The sequence below is a fragment of the Mesorhizobium sp. M0909 genome (assembly GCF_040319515.1).
Classification (GTDB): Bacteria; Pseudomonadota; Alphaproteobacteria; order Rhizobiales; family Rhizobiaceae; genus Mesorhizobium.
On the sequence record NZ_JAMYOA010000008.1, the window covers coordinates 159163 to 178845 of the forward strand.

Consider the following 19683-nt stretch of genomic DNA (forward strand, 5'->3'; position numbering starts at 1 on the left):
TCCTCATCCTGCCTTGGTCCTTGGGTCGAGCAGCCGGTAGAGCAGGTCGGACAAAAGATTGATGCCGATGAAGACCGAGCCGATGATGATCGTGCCCCCAAGCACGGCATTCATGTCGGCGTTCTGCAGCGAGTTGGTGATGTAGAGGCCGATGCCCGGCCACGAAAACACCGTCTCGGTCAGCACCGAGCCTTCGAGCAGCCCGGCATAGGACAGAGCGATCACCGTAACCATCGGCACCGCGGCGTTGCGCAGCGCGTGACCCCAGATGATGCGCGTTTCCGACAGGCCCTTGGCGCGCGCCGCCACGATGTATTCCTGGGTGAGTTCGTTCAGCATGAAGGAGCGCGTCATGCGGCTGATGTAGGCGAGCGAGAAATAGCCGAGCAGCGAGGCAGGCAGGATGATGTGGCGGAAGGCATCGGCAAATACGTCCCACTGCCGCTGCCAGAGTGCATCCAGCAGGTAAAAGCCGGTAATCGGCGTGAAGGTGTATTCGTAGACGATATCGAGGCGGCCGGGAAAGGCGACCCATTGCAGCTTGGCGTAGAACAGCACCAGCGCCAGCAGCCCCAGCCAGAAGATCGGCACGGAATAGCCGACAAGACCGATGATGCGCACGATCTGGTCGATGATGCTGCCGCGCCGCACGGCGGCCAGCACACCAAGCGGCACGCCGATCACCGAACCGATCAGCGTCCCCAGTGTTGCCAGTTCGAGCGTCGCCGGAAAGGCGCGGCGGATGTCCGTCATCACCGGATTGGTGGTCAGCACCGAGGTGCCGAAATCACCATTCAAGGCATGTTTGACATAGATGTAGAACTGCTCGACCAGCGGCAGGTCGAGACCCATCTCGCGGCGCGTTCGTTCGACGACATTGGTCGGCGCCCGGTCGCCGAGTACCGCCAGCACCGGGTCGATCGGGATCACCCGGCCGATGAAGAAGGTCACCGCGAGCAGACCGAGATAAGTCGTTATGGCGATGACCAGGAACCGGGCGATCGATGAGGCAACGGCAACGGCGCGAGCGCTGCCGCGCCCCGCCGTCGTTTCCCTTTCAGCCAAGCTCATGCGGCGCGTCCGCCGACATCACTCCTTCGAAACCGGGCCGACGAAGTTGGTGTCGAAGCTCGGACCGAGCGCAAAGCCCTTGAGGTTCTTGCGCAGGCCAGCCACTTCCAGCTGCTGGTGGATGATGATGAAAGGACTGGTATCGAGGATCTTCTTCTGAAGATCCTGGTACATTGCGGCGCGCTTGGCCGGATCCTTCTCGAGCAGGGCGGCCTCCGTCTGCTTGGTCAGGTCCGGAATGTCCCACGCATTGCGCCAGGCCAGCGTCTTGATCTTGGCTTCATCCGAATTGTCCGGATTGCTGGCAAAGGTCTGGGCATTGGAGTTCGGATCGAAATAGTCCTGGCCCCACTGGCCGATATAGATGTCGTGGTTGCGGGCGCGGTATTTGGTCAGCGTCTGCTTGCCGTCGCCGGGGATGATCTCCAGCTTGATGCCGGCCTGTCCCACTGTCTGCTGGAACGATTCCGCCATGCCGGTCACCGGTTGCGTGCTGCGCACGTCCATGGTGACGCTGAAGCCGTCCGCGAGACCCGCCTTGGCAAGCAGCTCCTTCGCCTTGGCGACGTCGAACTTGAACGGATTTTCACCCAACTCGCCGAGCACGCCCTTGGGCAGGAAGGTCTGGTGGATCTCGCCGATGCCTTTGAGGATTGTCGTGCTCAAGGCGTCGTAGTCGACCAAATATTTGAAGGCTTGGCGGACCTCGGGCTTGGCGAGATTCGGGTTCTTCTGGTTGAGGCTGATGTAATAAACCGTGCCCTTCGGTGCACTGGTGGTGGTGATATCGGCGTTCTTGGCGATGGCGTCGAGATCGTTTGGCTCGAGATTGCGGGCGACGTCGATATCGCCGGTTTCCAGCGCCAGGCGCTGGCCTGAGCTTTCCTTCATGTTGCGATAGATGACGCGGGCAAGCTTGGCCTTCTCGCCGTAGTAATTGTCGTTGCGCTCAAGGACGACAACTTCGTTGGCGCGCCATTCGCGCAGCTTGAAGGCACCGGAGCCGGCATAGCCGGTCTTCAGCCAGGCATTGCCGAAATCATTGTCCCATTTGTAGTCGGCGCTCGGCGTGACCGCCGCGACATGCTCCTTGACCAGCTTGGCGTCGACGACCGAGGCGACCGTCGCCGACAGGCAGTTCAGCACGAAGCTCGGCGCATAGGCCTTGTCGACGGTGAACTGGAACGTCGTGTCATCAACAGCCTTGGCCTTCTCGGTGACGTTGCCGCCGTCGATGCCGAACTGGCCGATGATGAAGGCCGGGCTCTTGTCGAGCTTGATGGCGCGCTCGAACGAATAGGCGACGTCCGCCGCTGTGATCGGATTGCCGGAGGCGAATTTGAGGCCGGGCTTGAGCTTGAACGTGTAGGTCAGGCCGTCGTCGGAGACGCTCCAGCTTTCGGCGAGATCGCCTTTGACCTTCGAGGTGTCGCTGAGGTCGAGGCGCACCAGGAGATCGTAGGTGTTGCCGGTGACTTCGGCGGTAGACAGTTCGAATGCCTCGCCCGGATCCATGGAGATGATGTCGTCGATGGCGAAACCCTCGACCAGCGTGTCGGCGGGCGTGACCGCGAAGGCAGGCGCACCGGCCAGAAGCAGCGCGGACATGGCGGCACCCGCAAGCAAGAAGCGGGTGCGTAGAGCAAACTTTTCCATCATCATTTCAACTGTTCCCTGTTTTTGTTGACCTGAGTTCCCGGCTCAGGGTTGTGGCATTTCTTGCCGCGTCGAACGGTGATCCCCGGACCGTCGTATTGGCAATTTTTGTGCGGTTCCAGCTCACCATATCCGGCGGTTTCGAGCGCGGCAACGAGCATTTGCAGAACGGTCGATTGGGCCAGACCGGCGGTGCGAAAATCCGGCTATTTCAGCGCGGTAACCAGGTCGGGGTCGGGAAAGCAGGTAGCGGAACGGCCGTTGCTGGCCTGCCATTTGCCGATCGAGCGGCGCGTCTTGAAGCCAGGCAGGCCGTCGGCGCTGCCGACATCGTAGCCCTTGGCTTCCAGCGCCCGCTGCAGGGCGGCGATGTCGGAGCGGTAGAGCCCGCCGACCGCGCCCCAATTGCTTGAGAAATTGCTGTCGCCATGGGCGATGCGATCGGCGCCATGGCCGATGAACAGGGCATAGAGATCGCTGGTGTTGTACTGCTTCAGCACGTAGAAATTGGGGGTCACGATGAAGGCCGGGCCGCTACGCCCGGCCGGCATCAAAAGAAAGCCCTCGGCTTTCAGTTCGCTCGCCGGGAACGGTTTACCCGACACACGCCTGATGCCCATATCAGCCCATTGGGAAATCTTCTTGCCCTGGTCCGGACCTTCGAGCGAGCACGAGACGCTGTCCGGCACCGTCACCTCGAAGCCCCAGCCACGGCCCCTGACCCAGCCATAATGGACGAGATAATTGGCGATCGATGCCAGTATGTCGGGCGTCGAATTCCAGATGTCGGTGCGGCCGTCGCCGTCAAAATCGACGGCATGCTTGAGGAACGACGTCGGCATGAACTGCGGCTGGCCGAGCGCGCCGGCCCAGGACGATTTCATCGCACCGACCGGGGCAAGCCCGCGCTCGACGATCTCCAGCGCCGCCAAGACCTCGGTGCGGAAGAATTCCTTCTTGGTCGACATGAACGCCTTGGTGCCAAGCACCTCGAAGGCGTCATAAGGCAGCTTCGCTGCGCCGAAGCCGCTCTCGCGGCCCCAGATCGCCAGCAGCACTTCGCCAGGCACGCCGTAGCGTTTCTCGATCGCTGCAAGGGTCCTAGCGTTGGCCGCCTCGCGGGTGCGGCCGCCGGCGGTCACCGCACGGACGATCTTCTCGGCGAAATAGGCGCCGGGCGAACCGAACTCGGCCTGATGCTGCTTCCGCGGCGTCGTCGCCTTCTCGCCCGGCTTTACCAGGTCGGGCAGCTTGAGGTTCGGCTTGACGCCGTCGAAGGCGGCATCGAAGGTTTTCCTGGAAATGCCTTTGGCGCTGGCTTCGGGCCAGAGGTCGTTGCCAAGCCACGCGCGGAACTGGTCGTCGATCTTTGCCGCGGAGGCGGGGGTGGCGAGGATGAGGGCAACAATGGTTGCAAGAAGAAACGCGACGGCTATTTTGCGAAAACAGCGATCCTTCCCACCCCCCTCTGTCCTGCCGGACATCTCCCCCGCAAGGGGGGAGATCAGCAGCTTCAATCTCGGCGCCAATTTTGCAACGTTGAAAATTGGCGAAAGCAGAAGCGACGGCCAATCTCCCCCCTTGTGGGGGAGATGTCCGGCAGGACAGAGGGGGGTGGGACGGAGTGCCAGCCTTAAAGAATGCTTAGCAACCATCATCCTCCCCGCAACTCGCCTCAAAACACCGTCCGCGAGCGCAGTGCCGCGGCGAGCGTGCCTTCGTCGAGATAGTCGAGTTCGCCGCCAACCGGAACACCGTGCGCCAGGCGCGTCACCTTGACGTTGAAGCCGGAAAGCTGGTCGGTGAGGTAGTGCGCGGTAGTCTGGCCCTCGACCGTAGCGTTGACGGCGAGGATCACTTCATTGACCTCGCCGCCGGCGACGCGATCGACCAGCGAACGGATGTTGAGCTCATCGGGACCAATGCCGTCGAGCGGCGACAGCGTACCGCCGAGCACATGATAACGCACGTTCATGGCGGTCGCCCGCTCCAGCGCCCAAAGGTCGGCCACGTCCTCGACAACGATGAGCGTGGTGGGGTCGCGGCGCGGGTCGGTGCAGATCATGCATGGATCGGAGGTGTCGACATTGCCGCAGGTCGAGCAGATGCGCACCTTGTCGACCGCCTCGCCCATGGCGGCGGCGAGCGGCGCCAGCAGCTGCTCCTTCTTCTTGATGAGGTGGAGCGCGGCGCGGCGCGCCGAACGCGGGCCGAGCCCTGGCACCTTGGCCAGCAGCTGGATCAGGCGTTCGATCTCGGGACCGGCGATTCGCTTCGACATCGCTCCGGTTTAGGATTTTTCAACGGGTTTTGGAACAGCGCTGAGGCGCGCTGTTCAGCCTGCAAAGAGGCAATCGCCCGGCGTTGCGCCGCCCCTCATTGCCCTGCCGGGCATTTCTCCCGGTACAACGCGCCGACGCCGGCCGCCTCAGTTTTCCTCCAGCGGCCGGGTCTGGCCGGCGATCATCGCGCCGATGGCGTCGGTGTTCTCGGGCGTCGTCTCGAACGACATTGTCGGCTCTGCCGGCGCCGCCTGGAATGATGTGACCGGCCGGGGGTTCACGGTTCCACCGAAACGGGCCGCGTCCGGTTCCTGCATTGGCTCTTGCAGCGCCACAAGGATTGGCTTCTCCGGTGCCGCCCTCGCCGCGGTCGCCATTCCTGCAGTCACCCTTGTCTGCCTTGCTGGCTGCGATGCGGCGGCGGTAACATAGGTTGCCTTGGCGAATGTCGGCTTGACCTCGCGAGCCGGCTCCGCCGAAGCGACAAGTATGGCCTGAGCGGCAGGCGCTTGCGGCTTGGCCTGGGCCATGGCGACCACCGGTTCGTCCGGCAGCGGCTGCCAGTTGCGGCCGCGCTTTTCATAAAAGGCATTGCCGCCGGCGACCATGGTGTAGTGCATGTTCTTGTAAGGGAAGCGCAGCCCGGCGGTGTGGAAATACATGGTGTTCTTCAGCTTGGCTTTGCGCTCGCCCTTGAGCACCGCCTCGGCGGCCTCCTCGACGTCGGGCATCGCCTTCGAATTCATCGGCCGTGTCATGACGCCCGGCGCGAACTGGCCGCGCTCGCCAACCACTTCGCAGATGGTGCTGCCGTGCTTGCCGGATCGCAGCCGGTTCATCACCACGGTGCCGACCGCAATCATGCCGTCACGGCTCGACCGGTTGGACTCGAAGAACATCGCCCGCTCCAGGCATTCCTTCTCCTTCGGCGTGGAATTGTAGGAGCGCGAGCTCAGGAAACCCGGCGTAATGGCATCGGTCAGGCTGGACATGCCGTGCGAGGCGGTCTGACTGCAAGCGGCCAAAAACAGCGGCGAGATAACGACGCCGAGCCGCAACGGCGTCTTCCATCGGGTAGAGATCAACAGGTGTCCCCTCATTCTGCTGCCAGCCCGCCCCTGGTTGCGGCAAGAATGAGACACTTTCAGGCAAAAAGATGGCTAAAGCGTTATTAAGTTTGGGGCGTTGCCCAATAGACACAGCTGGCGGCGAAGAGCGTTGGATCGCTGCCCTCTTCGGTCAGGTGCCGGCATGGTTCCAAGGATTCATGCCGTGACCTTGGAGCGCCGCAATCTCCGCAAGAGGGCTTGCCCAAGCCTGGAGAGATTGGTTCAGTCGACGCGGTAACTGTAAACACAGCTCGAGGTGTGCTGAGATTCAGGTCAGGCCGAGCCGAAAATGGCGGCTTCCGGGAACCGGAGCGAAGCGTACGTTTCGTACGTGAGCACCGGAAGCCGCCGTTTGCAGGCCGGCATGACCTGAATATCAGCACACCTTAGAACGGCAGCTTCATTCCCGGCGGGATCGGCAGTCCCGCGGTCAGCGCCTTGGTCTTCTCCTGCATGATCTGCTCGACCTTGGTCCTGGCGTCGTTGTGGGCAGCGAGGAGCAGGTCCTCGAGAATCTCGACCTCGTCCTCCTCGAACAGCGCCGGGTCGATCTTCAGCGACTTCATCTCGAATTTGCCGGTCAGCGTCACGCTGACCAGGCCGCCGCCGGCCTGTCCGGTGGCTTCCAGCGTGGCAATCTCATCCTGCATGGCCTGGAACTTGGCCTGCATTTCCTTTGCCTTGCCCATCAGGCCGAGAAGATCTTTCATCGCACGGTCCTTTGCAGTTGGTGCTGGTTGTTCAGGTTTCGTCGTCGTCGGCCGGCGGCTCGACCGGCACTTCGGCCTCTGCCGCATCGGCTTCCGGCGCGTCGGGAATGCGCACGTCGATGATCTTGGCGCCGGGAAAGCGCGCCAGGATGGCGGCGACCGTCGGGTCGCTCTTGGCATCGAGGAAGGCGTTTTCGCGCTTTGTCGATTCCATCTCGGCCAGCGTCTGGCCGCCCTCCTCCTTCGACAGCGACACCAGCCAGCTGCGGCCCGTCCAGGCGCGCAGCTTGGCGGTCAAATCGTTGAGCAGCATCTTCGGCGCATCGTCGGTCAGGCTGACGTCGATACGGCCGGGCTCGATGCGCACCAGGCGCACGCAACGCTTCACCAGCACCTTGAAGGCCATGTCGCGCTGGGCGTCGGCAAGGGCGACAATATCGGCCAGCGATTTCACCGGCACCGGCGGCGCCTCGACCACCGGCTCCGGCGGAGCAATGAAGTTGGTCGGCACGGGCTCGGCCTCGACCAGGCGCATCGTCTGCGCGCCGCCATTGGCCGTCGGCATCCGCGTCTGCGCCACGGCACCGGCACCACCGCTTGCAGGCGCATGGTTTGCGGGGCCGGGGCTTGTCGGCGCGCCATTCACGCGCGGCGCGGCGCCCGGCGGCGAAACGCCGTTCTCCAGCGATTTCAGCGCCTCGTCCAGCGTCGGCAGGTCGGCGGCATGCGCCAGCCGGATCAGCACCATCTCGGCGGCGCTGACCGGGCGGTTGGAAGTCTGCACCTCGGGAATGCCTTTCAAGAGCATCTGCCATGTCCGCGACAGCACCTTGACCGACAGCGTGCTGGCGAAATCGGCGCCGCGCCGACGCTCGTCCTCGGACAGCGAGGCGTCGTCGATGGCAGCCGGCACGAAACGCAGACGGGTGACCAGATGGTTGAACTCGGCAAGGTCGGTCAGCACCGCGGCAGGATCGGCGCCGGTATCGTACTGGGCACGGAATTCGGCAAGCGCGGCCGCGACGTCGCCCTTCATGACATGCTCGAACAGGTCGACGATGCGGGCACGGTCGGCAAGGCCGAGCATGGCACGCACCGCTTCGGCGCTGACCGCGCCGCCGCCATGGGCGATCGCCTGGTCGAGGATGGACTGCGCATCGCGCATCGAGCCTTCGGCCGCGCGGGCGATCATCGCCAGCGCATCGTCTTCAACTTCGATGCCCTCCAGACCGGCTATCCTGGCAAGGTCGGCCTTGATCATTGCCGCATCGATGCGCCTGAGGTCGAAACGCTGGCAGCGCGACAGGACGGTGATCGGCACCTTGCGGATTTCGGTGGTGGCGAAGATGAACTTGACGTGCGGCGGCGGCTCTTCCAGCGTCTTCAGCAGGCCGTTAAAGGCCTGGTTGGAAAGCATGTGCACTTCGTCGATGATGTAGACCTTGTAGCGCGCCGATACCGGGGCGTAGCGCACACGCTCGATGATGTCCCTGATGTCGTCGATGCCGGTATGCGAGGCGGCGTCCATCTCGATGACGTCGACATGCCGGCCTTCCATGATCGCCTGGCAATGCTCGCCGAGCACGGCAAGGTCGACGGAAGGCTGGTCGACCGTCGGTGTTTTGTAGTTCAGGGCCCGCGCGAGTATGCGCGCGGTCGTGGTCTTGCCGACGCCGCGCACGCCGGTCAGCATCCAGGCCTGGGCGATGCGGCCGGTCGCAAAGGCATTGGTCAACGTGCGGACCATCGGCTCCTGGCCGATCAGCTCGGAGAAATTCGACGGTCGGTATTTGCGCGCCAGCACGCGGTAGGCGGCAGGCTTGTCCAATTTCCCGGCCTCGTTTCCGGCTTCGCTCATTCGCCCGTTAAGCTCCAAGGGCTGCCACTGGAGGCGGCCGATTCCTGCGCATAGTTTCGCCCGCACGGCTTGGCGCCGTCAATGTCGGGGCAAAAGGCGAAGAGGCGGGAGGCTGGAACAATGACCCGTTCCGGGCTCGTTAGGGCTGCTTCCTTCCGGACCTGACCCGGTTGGCGAGTGGACCGTCCACCACCAACCTCCCAGCCTCCATATCGGCAATCCGGCGATGAAATGCAAGTGCGGATGATAGGGGCCCTGAGCGACGGCGAAAGCTGAAACCAAAAACCCGCCTCGGCGGGCGGGTCATTGGTGCGAATAATCACCATAGCGGGATTAGTAGCATAGCTGCCGGCACAAAGCAAGAACAAAATGTGGCCGCGATCAAAATCGTCGACCTCGGCGGGGCAGCGCCAACCTGATGCAATTTGCCCGGGCCTTCACTTCTTCGCGCACAATCAGCGCCGCGACGGCCAATGTTGCTTGCTGCCCCTTGCGGCCCTTCGGAAGCCGCTCTAGCGTCGATAGAGTTCAAAAAACGTCAAAAAGTGAGGGAAACGCCGATGCTGCCGGGCCTCAAGGCCGGATTCACGCTTGACGCCCAGCTGGAAGCCGACAGTGAACAGCTGATGTGGCTCGGCCTGTGCGAACTGCGCGTCATGAACGACCGCCGCTGGCCATGGCTGCTGCTGGTCCCGCAGCGGCCGGGCATCGAGGAAATCCACGATATGACGCCGCTCGACCAGGCGATGCTGACCTTCGAGACCAATATGGTGGCGCTGGCGCTGAAGCGGGTGACCGGCTGCACCAAGATCAATACCGGCGCACTCGGCAACATCGTGCGCCAGTTGCATGTACACGTTATTGCGCGCTCGGAAGGCGATCCCGGCTGGCCCGGCCCGGTGTGGGGGCACGGCCTGCGCGAGCCCTATCAGCGCTCCGACCTTCGCAAGTTTGCGGAAAAGATCAAGGCAGCGTTATAAGCCTCCCCCGTGTCCATCTTGAACCTTCCCGAGTCTGCATGAGCTTTCGCCTGTTTGACGCGCCCTTGCGCGAGCCGAGCCAGTTCGTCGGCTTCGCCGGCAACATTATCGACCGGCAGTCCGAAAACCGCGCCGACGATTCCGTCGAAAAGGCGCTCGCCGATCCTTCGGCGCGGCTTTTGCTGATGCGTGGCGGCCGGCTCTATCTGAAGCTTGCGCAAGGCGCATTCGACCCCTGGTTCGGCGTGGCCGAATGCCGGCCGCTCGAAGCATCGCTCGAAAACGGCGTGCTGCTCGGTTTTTCCGAAAGCGGCCCGGTGCTGGCGGTGCCGGCCGGGGTCGAGCCCGAGCAGCTTCCCGAGACGATCAAGGCCATCGACTATCGCTCGGTCTATATGCAGGGACTGATCAACGAAGCGGCCGCCGGCGCGCTGGCGCAAGGGGCGGCGCTGCTTGCCTGGCATGCCAGCCATCGCTTCTGCAGCAAATGCGGCACCGAAGCCGAGATGCGGGCGGGCGGTTACAAGCGGCATTGCCCGGCCTGCGGGACGGAGCACTTTCCGCGCACCGACCCGGTGGCGATCATGCTGACGGCAACACGCGAAAAATGCCTGCTCGGCCGCGGCCGGCATTTCGGGCCCGGCATGTATTCGGCGCTCGCCGGTTTCATCGAGCCGGGCGAGACGATCGAGGCGGCGGTGCGCCGCGAAACGCTGGAGGAAGCCGGCATTCGGCTAGGCCGCGTCGTCTACCACGCCAGCCAGCCCTGGCCGTTTCCCTATTCGCTGATGATCGGCTGCTTCGGCGAACCGCTCAACGACGATATCCACCCCGACTTCAACGAGCTGGAAGATTGCCGCTGGTTCTTTCGCGACGAGGTGCTCTCGATGCTGGCCCGTGAGCATCCGGGCGGCCTGGTGACGCCACCGAAGGGGGCGATCGCCTATAACCTCATCCGCGCCTGGGCCGACAGCGCATAACAGATCGACATCGCAGGAGCAGAAAATGATCCGTCACACCGTCGTGTTCACGCTAAAGCACCCGCCGCATTCGCTCGAGGAAAAAAGGTTCCTGGCCGACGCCAAGACGATCCTCACGGCGATAAAGGGCGTCACGCATTTCGAGCAGTTGCGGCAGGTCAGCCCCAAGAACGACTACCGCTTCGGCTTCTCGATGGAGTTCGCCGATCAGCGGGCTTACTCCGGCTACAACGACCATCCCGACCACGTCGCCTTCGTCCGCGACCGCTGGATCCCAGAGGTCGAGGCGTTTATGGAGATCGACTACGTGCCGCTCGGCTGGGCCTGAGACTGGAAAGCGACGCTCTAAAAAATCAATACCCCGCGTTACGATCCACCACATTTTCCAGCGCTTCGCCGCGCTCGAAGGCATCCATCTGACGCAGCATGATCGGCGCCAGGTGAACCGGATCGGAAGTTGCTGCCGCGTGCGGCGTCACGAACACTTTCGGGTGGCTCCATAGCGGGCTGGTCTTCGGCAGCGGCTCGACCTCGAACACGTCGAGGCTGGCTTCCTTCAGCGTGCCGTCGTCCAGCGCGCGCAAAATGTCGGCGTCCTTCTGCAGCCTGCCGCGCCCGGCATTGATCAGCACCGAGCCGCCGAGGCCATTGCGCTTGCGCAGCTCCTTCAGCACGCCGTGGTTGATGATGCCATGCGTCTGTGGCGTCAGCGGCAACAGCACCACCAGGATATCGGTGGCGTTGAGGAACGGGATCAGGCCGGCCTCGCCCGCGTAAGTCGAGACACCTTCCATCGGCCGATCGCTGCGCGACCAGCCATTAACGGGAAAGCCGAGCGACAACAGTACCGATGCCGCCGCGCGGCCAAGCGTGCCGAGCCCCATGATGCCGACCGAGATGTCGCCGGCCGGCCGCTGCTGCGGCTCGTGCCAGATCTTCTTCTGCTGCTGGGCGCGGTAGAGCATGCCCTGGCGATGGTGGTCGAGCACTCGCCAGACGACGTATTCGGTCATGTACTGGGTAAGGTTGGCGGCGACCACCTTGACGACCGGTACATCGGGCAAGGTGGGATCGGCGAAAATGTGGTCGACGCCGGCGCCGATCGAGAAGATAGCCCGCAGATTAGGTAGCGACGACAACAGGTTCGGCCGCTGTTTCCACACCACCGCATAGGTAATCGAGGGATCGCCGGCGCCATTCGGCTCGAGCACCACTTCGCGCTCCGCCGACAGCAGTTCGCGCCAGCGCAGCGGATGAATACCGGTGAGGGCAAGCAGGATGCGGCCTTTTTCCATTGCGGATTGTTTTTCCCTTTTACCAACAGCGTTCGCGTCCGCACTTGCAGGGGCGCGGCAGCGTTTTGATTTTGTGCATGATCTCTGGCGAAAATCTACTCGCTGACGATACCGACCGGCGCCGTTTCGATCTTGAAGGCGGCCGAGATCAACGCCTTTGTATAGTCGGTCCGCGGGTTGCCGAAAATCTGTTCGGAAGGACCGGCCTCGACGATCCTGCCATTACGCATGACGATGACTTCGTTGGCGAGCGCGCGGATGACCCTCAGATCGTGGCTGATGAAGAGGTAGGCGAGGTCGTGCTTGGCCTGCAGGCTGCGCAAGAGGTCGACGACCTGCGCCTGCACGCTCATGTCGAGCGCCGAGGTCGGCTCGTCCAGCATGACGAAACGCGGGTTGAGCACCATGGCGCGCGCGATGGCGACGCGCTGGCGCTGGCCGCCGGAGAATTCGTGCGGATAGCGGTTGCGCGTCGCCGGATCGAGGCCGACTTCCTTCAGCACGTCGACGACACGCTCGTCGCGCGCATCGGGAGATAGTTTCGGCTCGTGGATCTTCAACCCTTCCTCGATGATCTCGGCGACCGACATGCGCGGACTGAGCGAACCGAACGGATCCTGGAAGACGATCTGCAACTCGCGTCGCAACGGTCGCATTTCGCTGAAGGACAGTTGATCAATGCCGCGTCCGTTGAACTGGATGGTCCCCGTCGACGAGATCATCCTGGCCAGCGCCAGGCCGAGTGTCGTCTTGCCTGAGCCGGATTCGCCGACGACGCCAAGCGTCTGACCGGCCCGCACGGTGACGTCGATGCCGTCGACCGCCTTCACATTGTCGACGGTGCGCCGGAAGAAGCCCTTCTTGATCGGAAACCAGACCTTGACGTCCTTGCCGACCATCACCGGCCTGGCGGCCTGGTTAGCCGCCGGCGGCTTGCCTTTCGGCTCGGCGGCAAGCAGATGCCGCGTGTAGGCGTGCTGCGGATTGGCGAATATCTCCTTGGTCGGGCCGGTCTCGACGATCTTGCCCTTGGTCATCACGCAGACCCGGTCGGCGATCTTCCTGACGATGCCGAGATCGTGGGTGATGAACAGCATCGACATGTTCTTGCGGCTTTTCAGGCCGGCCAGCAATTCGAGGATCTGCGCCTGGACGGTGACGTCGAGCGCGGTCGTCGGCTCGTCGGCGATCAACAGTTCAGGCTCGTTGGCGAGCGCCATGGCGATCATGACGCGCTGGCGCTGGCCGCCGGAAAGCTGGTGCGGATAGGCGTCGAGCCGTTTTTCCGGTTCGCGGATGCCGACCTCGTGCAGAAGTTCCAGCGTGCGCGCCTTGGCGTTGCGATCGCCCAGGCCCTGGTGCAGCTTCAGCACCTCGACGATCTGCTGCTCGATCGTGTGCAGCGGGTTGAGCGAGGTCATCGGCTCCTGGAAGATCATGGTGATCTTGTTGCCGCGCACGCGGCGCAAGTCTCTCTCGTCCGCGGCAAGCAGGTCGGCGCCGAGGAACAGGATCTTTCCCGACGGGTGGCTGGCGGTCGGATAGGGCAGCAGCTTCAGCACCGACAGCGCGGTGACCGACTTGCCGGAGCCGGATTCGCCGACCAGCGCCACCGTCTCGCCCCTGGCGAGGTCGAAGGAGATATGGTCGACGGCGATCGACTGGCTGCCGCCTTGCGTGAAGGCGACGCTGAGATCCTGGACCGAGAGGAGAGGGGCGGTCATCTGAACGTCTTGCGCGGATCGAAGGCGTCGCGGGTGGCCTCGCCGACGAAGACCAGCAGCGACAGCATCAGCGAGATGACGACGAAGCCGGAAATGCCGAGCCAGGGGGCATTGAGGTTGCGCTGCGCCTGCTTCAACAACTCGCCCAGTGAGGCGGAGCCGGGCGGCAGGCCGAAGCCGAGATAGTCGAGCGAGGTCAGCGTCGAGATCGAGCCGCTGAGCAGGAAGGGCAGGAAGGTCAGCGTCGCCACCATGGCATTGGGCAGCAGATGCCGGAACATGATGGTGATGTTGGGCACGCCGAGCGCGCGCGCCGCATTGACATATTCGAAATTGCGGGCGCGCAGGAACTCGGCCCGCACCACGCCGACCAGCGCCACCCAGGAGAACAGCAGCATCAATCCGAGCAGGATAAAGAAGCCGGGCGGCAGGATGGCGGCGACGATCAACAGCAGGTACAGCACCGGGATCGCCGACCAGATCTCGATGAAGCGCTGGAACAGAAGGTCGGTCCAGCCGCCGAAATAGCCCTGCAAGGCGCCGGCCGCCACGCCGATCAGCGCCGAGCCGGCGGTCAGGATCAGCCCGAACAGCACCGATATCCTGAAGCCGTAGATGACGCGCGCCAGCACGTCGCGGGCCTGGTCGTCGGTGCCCAGCCAGTTCCAGTTGCCGACGTTGCAATTGGGGTCCGCTTCGCCTTTCGGATACTGGTTGCAGCGCGTCTTCTTGTCGTAGAGCCAGGACGGCTTGGTCGGTGCTGCTTCGGGAATGGCGTTGTTGACGGTCTGGTAGGAGTAGCGCACCGGCGGCCAGACCATCCAGCCATTGGCATTGATCTCGTCCTGGATGACCGGGTCGCGGTAGTCGGTGACCGCATAGAAACCGCCGAACTTCTCCTCGGGATAGGCGATCAGGACCGGAAACAGGATCTCGCCCTTGTAGGAGGCGATGATCGGCTTGTCGTTGGCGATCAGTTCGGAAACCAGCGACAGCACGAACAGGAACAGGAAAATCCACAACGACCAGTAGCCGCGCCGGTTGGACTTGAAGTTCTGCAGGCGCCGCTGGTTGAGCGGCGACAGAAAGGGCCGCGCGATCCGAGGCGGCGCCGTTTCGGCTGTCGCCTGCGCCATCAGACGTCTCTCCGCTCGAAGTCGATGCGCGGATCGACCCAGGTATAGATCAGGTCGGACAGCAGCCCGACGAACAGGCCAAGCAGCGAGAAGATGTAGAGATTGGCGAAGACCACCGGATAGTCGCGCTGCACCACCGAGTTGAAACCAAGCAGGCCGAGGCCGTCGAGCGAAAAGATGTTCTCGATCAGCAGCGACCCGGTGAAGAATGCCGAGATGAACGCACCGGGGAAACCGGCGATGACGATCAGCATGGCGTTGCGGAAGACGTGGCCATAAAGCACCTGCCGCTCCGACAGGCCCTTGGCGCGGGCTGTGACCACATATTGCTTGCGGATCTCCTCAAGGAAGGAATTCTTGGTGAGCAGCGTCGTCGTGGCGAAGGCCGACAGCACCAGCGCCGTCAGCGGCAGGGTCATGTGCCAGAAATAGTCGACGATCCGCTGCGGCCACGACAGCTGGTCCCAATTATCGGAGGTGAGGCCGCGCAGCGGAAACCAGTCCCAGAATGAGCCGCCGGCAAACAGCACCATCAGCAATATACCGAACAGGAAGCCCGGAATGGCGTAACCGACGATGACGACGCCGCTGGTCCAGACGTCGAAGGTGGAGCCGTCCTTGACCGCCTTGCGGATGCCGAGCGGGATCGAGATCAGATAGGACAAAAGCGTGATCCACAGCCCGATCGAGATCGACACCGGCATCTTTTCCAGGATCAGGTCGAGCACCGAGATGTCGCGGAAATAGCTGTCGCCGAAATCGAAGCGGAGATAGTTCCACAGCATCATGCCGAAGCGCTCGAGCGGCGGCTTGTCGAAACCGAACTGCTTCTCCAGCTTCTTGATGAATTCCGGGTCGAGCCCCTGCGCGCCGCGGTATTTCGAGCCGACGTCGCCGGCGACATCGAAATTGGCGCCGCCAGCATCACCGCCGCCACCGCCGAGGCGATCGCTGCCGCCCTGGTTGGTCAGCCTGGCAATGACCTGCTCGACCGGCCCGCCCGGCGCGAACTGGATGACGGCGAAGGATACCGCCATGATGCCGAACAGGGTCGGGATCATCAACAGGATGCGGCGCAGTATATAGGCGCCCATCAGGTTCCCTGCCTCGCTTGTGCAAAAATCTCAGCCTTTGCCAATCTTTGCCGCCTTGTCTTTGTCGAACCACCACGACGTCTCGACCGGAAAGTCGTAATCCGGCTTTTGAGCGGGAAAGCCGAACATGTCCCAGAAGGCTGCTCGGTGATTCGCCAGATGATATGTTGGAATCCAGTCTAGCCGCGCGCGCAAGACCCGATCGAGCGCGTTGAGCGCGGTGACGAGTTCGATCCGGCTCTGCGCCTTGCCGGCTGCCTCGATCAGCGCGTCGATGGCTTTGCTTTCCGTACCCGGATAGTTGCGCATCCCCGGCGTTTTCGCCATCCGGGAAGCATAGAGTATCTCCAAACCGTCGGCGGTGGGCGTCGCTCCGATCGACCATGCGAGCATGTTGAAGTCGAAGTCGAAATTGCTCTGCCGCGCTTCAAATTGCGTCGAGTCGACCTGCCGGATCGAAGCGTCGATGCCGATCGCCTTCATATTCTCGGACCATGGCGCGAAAATACGAACGAGACCCTCGTCCTCGGCAAGCATTTCCACGCGCAGGCGCTCGCCTTTGTCGTTGAGGACGAAATTGCCCGCTCGCTTCCAGCCGCCTTCGGCAAGCAGCCTCGAAGCCTCGCGCAGCAGCTTACGGTCGTGCCCGGAACCGTCGGAGACGGGTTGCATCACCGGTTCGCCGAAGGTCTCCGGCGGCAACTCGGCTCGAAACGGCTCCAGCAGGGCCAACTCCTTGGGTGAGGGCAGGCCCTTGGCCTTGTAATCCGATCGCTCGAAGTTCGATTGCGAACGCTCGTAGGAGTCGAAAAACAGAACCCGCCTGGTCCATTCGAAGTCGAAGCAATAGGCGATTGCCCGTCTCACGCGAATGTCGCGGAACTGCGGACGGCGCTGGTTCAGCGCGACAGCCTGCATGGATGGCGTTTTCTCGCCAGGAAATTCGCGTTTGACGACCCTGCCATCCTTCAGTGCTGGAAAGTCGTAGCCGGTCGCCCATACCCGCGAGGTGAACTCCTCGCGAAAATGCGTATCCCCTTTCTTGAATGCTTCAAAGGCTGCCTGGCGATCAAGGTAGAAATCGATACGGATGCGGTCGAAATTATAACTGCCGCGGTTCACGGCCAGATCGCGGCCCCAATAGTCGGCGACGCGTTCATATTCGACAGTCTGCCCGGCCACCACCCGTCCAACCCTGTATGGTCCGGAGCTGAGCGGTGGCGTCATCGTCGAGGCGTCGAAATCATTGGCGGTGTAGAAAGCTTTCGACACGATCGGCATTACGACGATCGCGAGGATATTCTGCGCGGACTGTTGGCCGTTGAAGGTAAGGTTGACTGTAAGCGGATCGATTGCGACCGCTTCCGTCATGTGCCGCAGCGCTTGGGAAAGGTTCGGATGTCCCCGGTCTTTGTAGAGGTTCAAGGCGAAGGCAATGTCGTCGGCGGTCAGCGGCGACCCGTCATGGAAGCGCGCTTGTGGCCGCAGGCTGAAGCGGTAGCCATTGCGATCCTGCGACAAGGTAACGGATTCGGCAAGCAGGCCGTAGACCGCATCCGGTTCGTCGACTGCCCTTGCCATCAGCGAATCGAAGCAGAGCTCGGTGCGCGGCGGCGAATCCCCCTTCAACACCAGTGAGTTCAGCGTGTTGAAAGTCAGGAAGCTCTGATTGAGGGTGGAGTTCGGCGGGGCGAAATTCATCCGGCCGCCCTTGGGAGCGTCCGGATTGACATAGTCGAAATGCGTGAAATCCGGAGGATATTTGAGATCGCCAAAAGCCGACAACCCGTGCAGTTTCACGCCGGTTGGAATGGCCGCGAAAGCCCGGCCGGGCAGCAGCGCTGCGGCCGCAGCGGCACCGCCCAGGGCGAGGAAGTCGCGACGGGGCAGCGCCGCCATCAATTGCCGCTCTTGTATCTGGCGGCCAGCGCCTTTTCCTTGGCCGGGTCGATCCACCACGAGGATATGTCGACGCCTTGGTAGCTTGGCTGTTTTGCTGGTATGCCGAACTTGTTCCAGTAAGCGATCCGAACTTTTCCCAGGTGCCACTGTGGGATCATGTAGTAGTTCCAGAGCAACACCCGATCCAGCGCATGGGTGGCCGCTATAAGATCATCCCGATCGGTGGCGAAGATCACTCGGTCGATAAGCGCGTCGACGACCGGGTTCTTGATCCCCGCCAAATTACGTGATCCGGAGGTGTCGGCTGCAGTGGAACTGAAAAAATCCCGCTGTTCGTTGCCCGGCGAGTTGGATTGCTGGAAGCCCGCCAGCGCCAGCATATCGAAGTCGAAGGCGCGGGTCCGGTTTGTATACTGGCTGTCGTCAACGATACGCAGCGTGGCGTCGATGCCTAGACGTTTGAGATTGTCGATCAAGGGCGAGGCGACGCGTTCGTCAACTGGATCGTTGCCCAGAAACTCTATCCTGAACGGGTCGCCAGTCTTCTCATTGACCAGCCTGCCGCCTCGATTGACCCATCCCGCTTGCTTCAAAAGCTCATAGGCTTTCCGAAGATTTTCACGCCCTGACTGCGGCGTATTGTAGACCGGTAGCTTAAACTCTTGGGTGAATAGTTCAGGCGGCAGCTTGTCGCGATATTGTTGCAGGATTTCCAATTCCTTCCCCTGCGGCAAGCCGCTTGACGCCAAATCACCACCTTCGAAGTAACTGTCCGTGCGCGTATAGGCGCCGAAAAAGATGGTGCGGTTCATGCTCTCGAAATCATAGGCGTAGGTCAGAGCCTGCCGCACGCGCACGTCCTGAAAAAGCGGCCGGCGCGTATTCATAACGTAGGCCTGCATTGGTTCCGGGGACGTCGTAGGATATTCCGCCTTTGTGACGTCCCGCGCCTTGATGGCCGGAAAAGTATACTCGACGGCCCATCGCTGGGCACGTGACTCAAAGCGAATATCCTGAAATCCACCCTTGGTGAAGGCCTGCCACGAGGCATTGTCGTCGAGAAAATAGGAGAAGCGCTGTCTGTCGACATTCTCGCGGCCGATCTTCACGGGCAGTTTAGCGCCCCAGTAATCGGGGACGCGCTGCCAGATGATTTCCGAACCCGGCTTGAAGCTGGCGATCTTGTAGGCGGCCGAGCCGAGCGGCGGCTCCTGCGTCGGCCTGGTGACGTCGCGCTTCTTGCCGCTGGCATCGGTGCCTTCCCACCAGTGCTTGGGCAGCACGACGAGATCGCCGATGATCTTCGGTAGCTCCCGGTTGCCCTTCTGGTTGAAATGGAACTCGACCTCGCGGTCGGAGATGGCGACGGCGTCGGTGACGTTTTCGAAATAGCGGCTGTACATAGGGCTGCTGGCCTTCAGCACCTTGAACGACCAGATCACATCGTCCGTGGTGATCGGCTGGCCGTCATGCCATTTCGCCCGCGGATCGAGCCGATAGGTCGCCGAGGAATAGTCGGCCGGATATTTATAGGCATCGGCGATCAGCGGATGGCTGGTACTGCCCTCGTCGGTCGCCTGCTCCATCAGCGTGTCGTAGAGCAGGCCGCCGCCAAACTGCGCGAAGCCGGCGGCCGGCGAACCCTGCACGATGTAGGGATTGAAGCTGTCGAACGTGCCCAGCACAACCGAATTCAGCGTGCCGCCCTTCGGTGCATCCGGATTGACGTAATCGTAATGCTGGAAATTGTCGCCGTATTTGGATTCGCCGATCAGCGACGAGGTCGTGCGCCATTCGTCCGCGAAGGCCGCCTGCAGGCCGCCGGCAAAAGCAGCCAGCATCAGCACTGATTTCAGAAGCGTCCGCGCTCGGCCAACCGTCATGCG

17 protein-coding genes and 1 other RNA gene are annotated in these 19683 nt (G+C 62.5%); 3 read left to right on the forward strand and 15 right to left on the reverse strand.

From position 1 onward, the window contains the following. Nucleotides 1-3: 3 nt before the first annotated feature. The 9 genes from NKH83_RS15135 to ffs form a co-directional block, all read right to left on the reverse strand. A complete protein-coding gene (locus NKH83_RS15135) occupies nt 4-1071 on the reverse strand; it encodes an ABC transporter permease (RefSeq protein WP_352686841.1) in 1068 nt (355 codons plus the stop codon). A gap of 18 nt (nt 1072-1089) precedes the next feature. Continuing rightward, entirely contained in the window at nt 1090-2733 is a 1644-nt protein-coding gene (locus NKH83_RS15140; RefSeq protein ID WP_352805469.1) for an ABC transporter substrate-binding protein, read from the reverse strand. Then, nucleotides 2730-2888 (reverse strand): hypothetical protein, encoded by a 159-nt coding sequence (locus tag NKH83_RS15145; protein ID WP_352475995.1) that lies wholly within the window; start codon nt 2886-2888, stop codon nt 2730-2732. Before NKH83_RS15145 ends, NKH83_RS15140 begins: the two co-directional genes overlap by 4 nt. 45 nt (nt 2889-2933) lie before the next feature. After that, on the reverse strand, nt 2934-4211 hold the full coding sequence (locus NKH83_RS15150; protein ID WP_352805596.1) for a lytic murein transglycosylase: 1278 nt from the start codon (nt 4209-4211) through the stop codon (nt 2934-2936). A 191-nt stretch (nt 4212-4402) separates the two neighbouring features. Continuing rightward, nucleotides 4403-5008: a recombination mediator RecR gene (recR, locus tag NKH83_RS15155; RefSeq protein WP_352805473.1), complete on the reverse strand. Its 606-nt coding sequence runs from the start codon at nt 5006-5008 to the stop codon at nt 4403-4405. Nucleotides 5009-5155: 147 nt separating this feature from the next. After that, nucleotides 5156-6094, reverse strand: a complete 939-nt coding sequence (locus tag NKH83_RS15160) for a cell wall hydrolase (RefSeq protein ID WP_352805476.1) — start codon at nt 6092-6094, stop codon at nt 5156-5158. Nucleotides 6095-6504: 410 nt separating this feature from the next. Beyond that, a complete protein-coding gene (locus NKH83_RS15165) occupies nt 6505-6828 on the reverse strand; it encodes a YbaB/EbfC family nucleoid-associated protein (RefSeq protein WP_352805479.1) in 324 nt (107 codons plus the stop codon). Nucleotides 6829-6859: 31 nt separating this feature from the next. After that, nucleotides 6860-8686, reverse strand: coding sequence for a DNA polymerase III subunit gamma/tau (locus NKH83_RS15170; RefSeq protein ID WP_352805482.1), 1827 nt, complete (start codon nt 8684-8686; stop codon nt 6860-6862). 104 nt (nt 8687-8790) lie between these two features. Continuing rightward, nucleotides 8791-8887, reverse strand: an RNA gene (ffs, locus tag NKH83_RS15175) — signal recognition particle sRNA small type. A 359-nt stretch (nt 8888-9246) separates the two neighbouring features. Here ffs and NKH83_RS15180 point away from each other — a divergent pair. From NKH83_RS15180 to NKH83_RS15190, 3 genes are read left to right on the forward strand one after another with little or no spacing between them, the layout of a single operon-like run. Then, entirely contained in the window at nt 9247-9666 is a 420-nt protein-coding gene (locus NKH83_RS15180; protein WP_023676868.1) for an HIT family protein, read from the forward strand. A gap of 38 nt (nt 9667-9704) precedes the next feature. After that, complete coding sequence (gene nudC, locus NKH83_RS15185; protein WP_352805485.1) at nt 9705-10646, forward strand: NAD(+) diphosphatase; 942 nt, start codon at nt 9705-9707, stop codon at nt 10644-10646. 25 nt (nt 10647-10671) lie between these two features. Continuing rightward, a complete protein-coding gene (locus NKH83_RS15190; protein ID WP_352805488.1) occupies nt 10672-10974 on the forward strand; it encodes a Dabb family protein in 303 nt (100 codons plus the stop codon). 25 nt (nt 10975-10999) lie between these two features. Here NKH83_RS15190 and NKH83_RS15195 read toward each other — a convergent pair whose 3' ends face one another. From NKH83_RS15195 to NKH83_RS15220, 6 genes are all read right to left on the reverse strand, one after another. Then, a complete protein-coding gene (locus tag NKH83_RS15195) occupies nt 11000-11941 on the reverse strand; it encodes a 2-hydroxyacid dehydrogenase (protein ID WP_352805491.1) in 942 nt (313 codons plus the stop codon). 95 nt (nt 11942-12036) lie between these two features. Continuing rightward, nucleotides 12037-13665, reverse strand: coding sequence for an ABC transporter ATP-binding protein (locus NKH83_RS15200; protein WP_352805494.1), 1629 nt, complete (start codon nt 13663-13665; stop codon nt 12037-12039). Continuing rightward, nucleotides 13662-14801, reverse strand: a complete 1140-nt coding sequence (locus tag NKH83_RS15205; protein ID WP_352476001.1) for an ABC transporter permease — start codon at nt 14799-14801, stop codon at nt 13662-13664. The genes NKH83_RS15200 and NKH83_RS15205 overlap by 4 nt, the downstream gene beginning before the upstream one ends. Further along, entirely contained in the window at nt 14801-15895 is a 1095-nt protein-coding gene (locus NKH83_RS15210) for a microcin C ABC transporter permease YejB (RefSeq protein WP_254816205.1), read from the reverse strand. Before NKH83_RS15210 ends, NKH83_RS15205 begins: the two co-directional genes overlap by 1 nt. A gap of 30 nt (nt 15896-15925) precedes the next feature. Then, entirely contained in the window at nt 15926-17794 is a 1869-nt protein-coding gene (locus tag NKH83_RS15215; protein WP_352476002.1) for an extracellular solute-binding protein, read from the reverse strand. Next, nucleotides 17794-19680, reverse strand: a complete 1887-nt coding sequence (locus NKH83_RS15220; RefSeq protein WP_352476003.1) for an extracellular solute-binding protein — start codon at nt 19678-19680, stop codon at nt 17794-17796. The genes NKH83_RS15215 and NKH83_RS15220 overlap by 1 nt, the downstream gene beginning before the upstream one ends. Nucleotides 19681-19683 lie beyond the last annotated feature (3 nt).

What these genes read in the sequence shown, in the direction of transcription:
- NKH83_RS15195 (WP_352805491.1), bottom strand. Translation starts at nt 11,941, where the DNA reads ATGGAAAAAGGCCGCATCCTGCTTGCCCTCACCGGTATTCATCCGCTG.
- NKH83_RS15190 (WP_352805488.1), top strand. Translation starts at nt 10,672, where the DNA reads ATGATCCGTCACACCGTCGTGTTCACGCTAAAGCACCCGCCGCATTCG.
- NKH83_RS15145 (WP_352475995.1), bottom strand. Translation starts at nt 2,888, where the DNA reads ATGCTCGTTGCCGCGCTCGAAACCGCCGGATATGGTGAGCTGGAACCG.
- NKH83_RS15215 (WP_352476002.1), bottom strand. Translation starts at nt 17,794, where the DNA reads ATGGCGGCGCTGCCCCGTCGCGACTTCCTCGCCCTGGGCGGTGCCGCT.
- NKH83_RS15140 (WP_352805469.1), bottom strand. Translation starts at nt 2,733, where the DNA reads ATGATGATGGAAAAGTTTGCTCTACGCACCCGCTTCTTGCTTGCGGGT.
- recR (WP_352805473.1), bottom strand. Translation starts at nt 5,008, where the DNA reads ATGTCGAAGCGAATCGCCGGTCCCGAGATCGAACGCCTGATCCAGCTG.
- NKH83_RS15170 (WP_352805482.1), bottom strand. Translation starts at nt 8,686, where the DNA reads ATGAGCGAAGCCGGAAACGAGGCCGGGAAATTGGACAAGCCTGCCGCC.
- nudC (WP_352805485.1), top strand. Translation starts at nt 9,705, where the DNA reads ATGAGCTTTCGCCTGTTTGACGCGCCCTTGCGCGAGCCGAGCCAGTTC.
- NKH83_RS15205 (WP_352476001.1), bottom strand. Translation starts at nt 14,801, where the DNA reads ATGGCGCAGGCGACAGCCGAAACGGCGCCGCCTCGGATCGCGCGGCCC.
- NKH83_RS15180 (WP_023676868.1), top strand. Translation starts at nt 9,247, where the DNA reads ATGCTGCCGGGCCTCAAGGCCGGATTCACGCTTGACGCCCAGCTGGAA.
- NKH83_RS15210 (WP_254816205.1), bottom strand. Translation starts at nt 15,895, where the DNA reads ATGGGCGCCTATATACTGCGCCGCATCCTGTTGATGATCCCGACCCTG.
- NKH83_RS15150 (WP_352805596.1), bottom strand. Translation starts at nt 4,211, where the DNA reads ATGTCCGGCAGGACAGAGGGGGGTGGGAAGGATCGCTGTTTTCGCAAA.
- NKH83_RS15200 (WP_352805494.1), bottom strand. Translation starts at nt 13,665, where the DNA reads ATGACCGCCCCTCTCCTCTCGGTCCAGGATCTCAGCGTCGCCTTCACG.
- NKH83_RS15135 (WP_352686841.1), bottom strand. Translation starts at nt 1,071, where the DNA reads ATGAGCTTGGCTGAAAGGGAAACGACGGCGGGGCGCGGCAGCGCTCGC.
- NKH83_RS15165 (WP_352805479.1), bottom strand. Translation starts at nt 6,828, where the DNA reads ATGAAAGATCTTCTCGGCCTGATGGGCAAGGCAAAGGAAATGCAGGCC.
- NKH83_RS15220 (WP_352476003.1), bottom strand. Translation starts at nt 19,680, where the DNA reads ATGACGGTTGGCCGAGCGCGGACGCTTCTGAAATCAGTGCTGATGCTG.